Annotated in this window: 6 protein-coding genes; 4 read left to right on the top strand and 2 right to left on the bottom strand. The window is 61.6% G+C overall.

All coding sequences use genetic code 11. The features are described from left to right. The 4 genes from AAHA49_RS15220 to AAHA49_RS15205 form a co-directional block, all read left to right on the top strand. On the top strand, positions 1-810 hold an 810-nt coding region (locus AAHA49_RS15220), incomplete at its 5' end, for an MFS transporter (protein ID WP_342038886.1). Continuing rightward, complete coding sequence (locus AAHA49_RS17880) at positions 807-1016, top strand: hypothetical protein (RefSeq protein WP_425286524.1); 210 nt, start codon at positions 807-809, stop codon at positions 1014-1016. The genes AAHA49_RS15220 and AAHA49_RS17880, both read left to right, overlap by 4 nt. Before the next feature lie 6 nt (positions 1017-1022). Then, complete coding sequence (locus AAHA49_RS15210; protein ID WP_425286523.1) at positions 1023-1838, top strand: zinc-binding dehydrogenase; 816 nt, start codon at positions 1023-1025, stop codon at positions 1836-1838. Between the two features lie 51 nt (positions 1839-1889). Further along, a complete protein-coding gene (locus AAHA49_RS15205; protein WP_342038885.1) occupies positions 1890-2897 on the top strand; it encodes a LacI family DNA-binding transcriptional regulator in 1008 nt (335 codons plus the stop codon). A 98-nt stretch (positions 2898-2995) separates the two neighbouring features. On the opposite strand, the gene AAHA49_RS15200 is transcribed toward AAHA49_RS15205, so the two are convergent. Both AAHA49_RS15200 and AAHA49_RS15195 read right to left on the bottom strand, forming a co-directional pair. Continuing rightward, positions 2996-5038, bottom strand: coding sequence for a bifunctional aldolase/short-chain dehydrogenase (locus AAHA49_RS15200; protein ID WP_342038884.1), 2043 nt, complete (start codon positions 5036-5038; stop codon positions 2996-2998). Positions 5039-5251: 213 nt separating this feature from the next. Further along, a complete protein-coding gene (locus AAHA49_RS15195) occupies positions 5252-6013 on the bottom strand; it encodes a DeoR/GlpR family DNA-binding transcription regulator (protein ID WP_342038883.1) in 762 nt (253 codons plus the stop codon). Positions 6014-6021: the final 8 nt, after the last annotated feature.

Here is a 6021-nt window from a genome sequence, read left to right as displayed (position 1 = left end):
GTGAACGTCCTGCGATTCGTAGACATGATTCCCTGTCGTGCCTTCCTGGTAACGACTGTCTACGAGAAGTGTCACACCCCAGGTTCGTGGAAGGCGTTGCGGGCGCGTTGGGTGCGACCAGCGCTCATTGCAGGTATCGGAGTGGCCTTCTTCTCGCAGGCTACCGGAATCAGCGCAATTATCTATTACGCGCCTTCCCTGTTGGCCCTTTCAGGCTTCGGAGACTCCGCGGCTACTCTCGGGTCAGTGGGAGTCGGCGCGTCTCTTCTTGTCTCCACCATTGTGGGCATGGCATTGCTTGAGAGATTGGGACGACGGAGGCTGGTTCTCATCGGTTTGCCGGGTGCAGTTGTGGTTCTTGCTGTACTCGCTTCAGTTCTTCCTTGGTCGGCCGCCGAATCTCCGCAGCTGAGTGGAGGAACTCAAGCCTTGGTGATCGTATGTCTGGCCGGCTATTTCGCGTTCAACGGCGGAAGTCTTTCCGTGATGACCTGGCTGTACATGGCCGAAATATTCCCACTTGAAGTGCGAGGCAGAGCAGTAGCGCTGTGCTCGTTCGTGCTATGGGTAACAAATTTCTTCATGACCTTGGTGCTCTATTTCCTGGCTGACCGGCTGGGCACTGGACTCGTGTTCGGCGCTCTGGCGATTGTCAATGTTGCTGCGCTGATCTTTGTTTGGCGGTTCGTGCCTGAGACAAGAGGAAGAAGCCTCGAAGAAATAGAGAGTTCCCTGCGAAATGGAGATTTTTCACCGGCGGAGCGCCCCAGTTCTCCCAAACCTGAAAAACAACTATCGGAGGAACGATGAACATCGACGAGCAGTCTGCGGTCGATCTGCCGGAAACGATGCGGGCATGGGTGTTGCACGGGCCCGGCGATCTGCGCATGGAAGAACGCCCCGTTCCGCTGCCGCGTCGGGGAGAGGTGCTGGTGCGTGTAAGCTCAGTCGGCGTTTGCGGTTCTGACAAGCATTTCTACCGCGAGGGCAGAGCGAGCAGTGACATTGTCACCTAGCCAACCGTGCTCGGCCACGAATTCGGTGGAACGATCGTATCTGTTGGCGAAGCGGTATCGCCGCAACGGATAGGCGATCGCGTCGCCGTCGAGCCGCTCGTGCCGGACTGGACATCTCGGGAAGCGCGAAGCGGGCGGTACAACATCGACCCGAGTCAGAAGTTCTTTGGAGTTCCTGGCTTGGATGGCGGACTTCAGGAATTCGTGAGCGTCCCGAGCGAGAATGCCCATTCCGTCCCCGACAACGTCAGCGATGATGCGTCTGCGATGGTGGAAACTGTTTCAGTCGCTCTCAACGGCATCGAGAAGGCTGGTGTCCGCCTGGGGGATCGCGTCCTTGTCGCTGGTGGGGGTCCGGTGGGTCTTTTCGTTGTTCAACTCTGCCGGCTAGCTGGAGCAAGTCGCATTGGGCTAGTCGAACCGCAGGCATTTCGTGGTCAGCGAGGAGCGGAGCTTGGCGCTGAGGTGTATTCGGATCTTGCGTCAGCGCCAGACGATCAGGACTCGTTCATCGAATGCACGGGCATCGACTCCGTGCGCCACGATGGGTTCTTCCATGTTCGACCTGGTGGAAGGATGGTTTTCATAGGTGTCGGGAGCGCGTCCGCGTCCGTGCCGATGTCAGCGGTGATCGAACGGGAAGTCACGCTTCACGGAGTTATGCGCTATGCATTCACCTGGCCTAAGGTCGTCGAATTCATCGCTTCTGGTGGCATCGATGCCGACGGTCTCGTGAGTCGGTCTCTCGCCTTTGCAGACGCGCGCCTAGCCTGGTCCGAGCCGCAAAACGATGAGATCAAGACTATGATCAGGGTCAGTTGAGAAGTTACGTGCCTGAGCATTGACCCTGTGACCAGGCGGCGAGGAACGACGATGGCCAAGGTGAGCATGCGCGAAGTCGCGGCACATGCCGGAGTCTCGATCGGCACCGTCTCACACGTCGTCAACACTCCTGAGAAGGTCTCGCCGGAAACGTTGGCCAAGGTCAATCAGTCGATCTCCGAACTCGGATTCGTCCCCAATGCGGCGGCTCGACAGCTGCGATCCGGACGAAGCAGCAGCCTCGGTCTGGTGGTGCTCGACGCAGCGAACCCCTTTTTCGCCTCCGTTGCTCGGGGTGCACAGGATGCATGCGACCGCGCCGGCCTCGCACTGCTGCTCGGAGATTCGGGAACCGATGAGCGCCGAGAGGGAAAGTACGTCGACCTCTTCGCTGAACAGCGCGTCAACGGGCTTCTTGTCACTCCTGCGGGCTCTGACCTCAGCGGACTCGAAGGTGCGTCGCGACGGGGGACACCGGTGATGCTCGTCGACCGTGAGCCCGGAAGCGCATCGCTGTCGTCGGTGACAGTCGATAATGTGGCGGGCGGACGTCTTGCTCTCGACCACCTCATTGCGGGCGGAAGTGTCCGGCCAGCGTTCGTCGGCGGCCCATTGACGCTTCCGCAGGTCGCCGATCGTTTGGCAGGGGCCACGTTGCGGGCACACGACGCTGGTCTCGGGCTCGAGGTGTTCGACTCTGGTGAGCAGACGATCCTTGCCGGCCGAGCCGTTGGCCAGCAAATCGTCGCGATGCCCCGGTCGCAACGACCCGATGCCGTGTTCTGCGCGAACGACTTGATCGCCGTCGGGGTCATGCAGGCCGTCATCATGTCGTCAGGCCTGACGGTCCCCGACGACCTGGCGATTGTCGGCTACGACGACATCGATTATGCGTATTCGACGATTGTGCCGCTCACTTCGGTGCGGCAGCCGGCCGAGTTGCTCGGTCGCACAGCAGTCGAAACCTTGCTCAGCGAAGAATCGGCGGGCTCGACTGGGCATCACAATCTTCGCTTCACTCCAGAGCTGATCATGCGCGAATCGACGAAGCCGGAGTGACCACCGCCTCGGCGAGAGATCAGGGGCAATCTTCTCGCCGAGGCGGCAGCGGTCGTCGAATGAGACCGAACGGCATAATGCCCGAAGGCACATCGACCTCAGCGCAGGAACGCGGCCGCGACTCCGGCGTCGACGGGAACATGGAGCCCCGTCGTGTGTGAGAAGTCGGACGTGCACAGGGCGAACACAGCGTTGGCGACAGTCTCCGGGACGACCTCGCGGCCGAGAATCGTCCGCTGCGCATAGAACTTCCCAAGGTCCTTCTCGTCGATCCCATAGGTTTTGGCTCGCTGCGCCCCCCAGCCGCCGGCGAAGATCCCCGATCCACGCACAACGCCGTCGGGATTGATCCCGTTCACACGGATTCCATGCTCGCCGAGTTCGACTGCAAGCAGTCGAACCTGGTGGGCCTGATCGGCTTTGGTCGCGGAGTAGGCGATGTTGTTGGGGCCGGCGAAGACCGAGTTCTTCGACGAGATATAGACGATGTCGCCTCCCATTCCCTGATCGATGAGAATCCGAGCAGCATTCTTCGAAACCAGGAAGGATCCCTTGGCCATGACATCGTGTTGCAGATCCCAATCCTTCTCGGAAGTCTCGAGCAGCGGCTTCGACAGGGAGAGACCGGCATTGTTGACGACCAGATCGACACCTCCGAACGCCAGGCTCGCCTCGGCGAGCGCTGCCTGCACATCCGATTCATTCGACACATCCGCGGCAACGCCGATGGCGACATCGCTGGTACCGAGCTCGGCCGCTGCAGTCTGCGCCTTCTCAAGATCGAGGTCGGCGATGACGACACAGGCCCCTTCCGCTGCGAGTCGAGCGGCGATCGCCTTGCCGATCCCGCTCGCGGCGCCGGTGACGAATGCGACTCGCGTCGCCATCGGTCGCGGGGCAGGCTTTCTTCTCAGCTTGGCCTCTTCGAGCGACCAGTACTCGATGCGGAACTTCTCCGCTTCCGAAATCGGACTGTAGGTCGACAAAGACTCTGCGCCGCGCATCACGTTGATGGCGTTGACGTAGAACTCTCCAGCTACTCGGGCAGTCTGTTTGTCCGCCCCGTAGGAGAACATCCCGATCCCCGGGACCAGGATGATTGCGGGATCTGCCCCGCGCATCGCCGGAGAATCCGAGGCGGCGTGACGATCGTAGTATGCGCGGTAGTCGGCTCGGTAGGATTCGTGCAACGCCGGCAGGGCTGCAAGGATCTCGTCCACCGGTGTCTCCGACGGCAGATCAATGACCATCGGCTTGACCTTGGTGCGCAGGAAGTGATCCGGGCAGCTCGTTCCCAGCTCGGCGAGCGCGGACAGCTTGTCTCCCGCGAGGAATTCCAGGACGGCATCGGAGTCGGTGAAGTGGCCGACCATCGCGTGATCGTGAGACGCGATCCCACGCAGATGCGGAGCAAGCCGAGCCGCTTTGCTGCGGCGTTCGTCCTCGGGAAGGGCCGCGTAGTCCGTTCGAGTCGCACCGAAGGGCTCCGCGCTGCCGTGATCCTCAATGTACTTCGCGGCTGTGTCGATGATCCACCGCGAGTTCGTTTCGGATTCCGCCGAGGTATCGCCCCACGCGGTGATGCCATGACCGCCGAGGATGACGCCGACTGCCTGCGGGCTGGCCTCCTTGATCTCGGCGATGTCGAGTCCGAGTTGGAATCCGGGCCGACGCCACGGCACCCAGAGCACCTTGTCGCCGAAGATCTTCCGAGTCAGCTCCTCCCCGTTGGCGGACGTGGCGATCGCGATGCCGGAGTCCGGATGGAGATGGTCGACGTGATCGGCGTTGACGAGACCGTGCATTGCCGTGTCGATGGAGGGGGCAGTTCCGCCTCTGCCGTGCAGCGCATAGTCGAATCCGGCTACCATTTCGTCTTCGCGGTCGACACCGGGGTAGGTCTGTGTCATCGCGCGCACCCTGTCGAGGCGAAGCACCGCGAGGCCTTCCGGGGTCAGCGTTCCGAGATCTCCCCCCGACCCCTTCACCCACAGCAGCTCGACGTCCTCTCCCGTGACGGGATCGATGTCGGTGCCCTTCGCCGAGGTGTTGCCTCCGGCGTAGTTGGTGTTGCGCGGATCTGCTCCGAGAGAGTTCGATCGCTGGACGAGCTGTTCCACGGTGTTGTTGACGGTTGCCACGAGTGCTCCCTTGCATGGGCGGTCGTATGTTTGAACATGTTAAAAGTAACATTAAATAACATGACGCGCCATACGTTCCTGGAATTTCACGGCGATGACTGAGCACCGCAGAGATGCATGATGTGAAAGGGGCTCGCCGAGGTGGGTGGGGATGAGTCGCAGTGAGCGCGCTCGCGTGGAACTCGGTGTGATTCATCCAGTGTGGGATGTTCGTCACCGGAGTTCGACGAGGTCCCTGAATGCGTCGAGGCGAGGATCACTGGGATCCAGTTCGGTGACGAGCACAGAAACGCCGTCGAGTGAGAGCGACGAGGCGGTCGACCTCTGACCGAGCTTCGACGAGTCTGCGCAGAGAATCGTCGTGCGCGCTCGCTCGGACAGCACCATCTTCACCTCGGCCTCCGCCAGTGACACTTCGGTGCATCCGATCTCCGCATCAAGCCCTCCGGTTGATGCGAAGAACGCCTCAGTGTGGAAGGCGCCTGCATTCCTCGTGGCCAATTCGCCGACGAGGCTCCCGGTGGCACGATCACGTCGTCCGCCCGTGAGCAGGCCGTCGACACCCGCCCATCGGTCGAGTGCTTCCCCGGTCGGAACCGAATTCGTCAGCACGGTGAGACCATCGCGCGGTGCTAAGACGTCAGCCAGAGTCGTGATCGTGCTCGAGGCGTCGAAGGCGACGAAGCCCTCTGCGGGGACGAGGGGAAGCGTCTTCTGTGCGATGACGGCCTTCGCTGCGGCGCGGACTGCTTGTCTCTGTTCGTGGGGCCTCGCGAAAACGGCGGGCACAGCGCCGCCTCTGACCCGACGCAGCAACCCCTCGGCTTCGAGTTCGCCGAGGTCTCGACGGATGGTCATGGTCGAGACATCCAATGACTCGGCGGAGGAGTCGATTCGGATCTCACCGCCGGAATCGAGCATGGCGAGGAGGCGCTGGCGACGCTCCTGCGATGAAAGACTCGAGCCGATGGGCATGGTCCACA

Source organism: Brevibacterium ammoniilyticum (assembly GCF_038429965.1).
Classification (GTDB): Bacteria; Actinomycetota; Actinomycetes; order Actinomycetales; family Brevibacteriaceae; genus Brevibacterium; species Brevibacterium ammoniilyticum.
The sequence above is the reverse complement of the archived record's forward strand: the minus strand, read 5'-3'. Positions and strand labels throughout refer to the sequence as shown.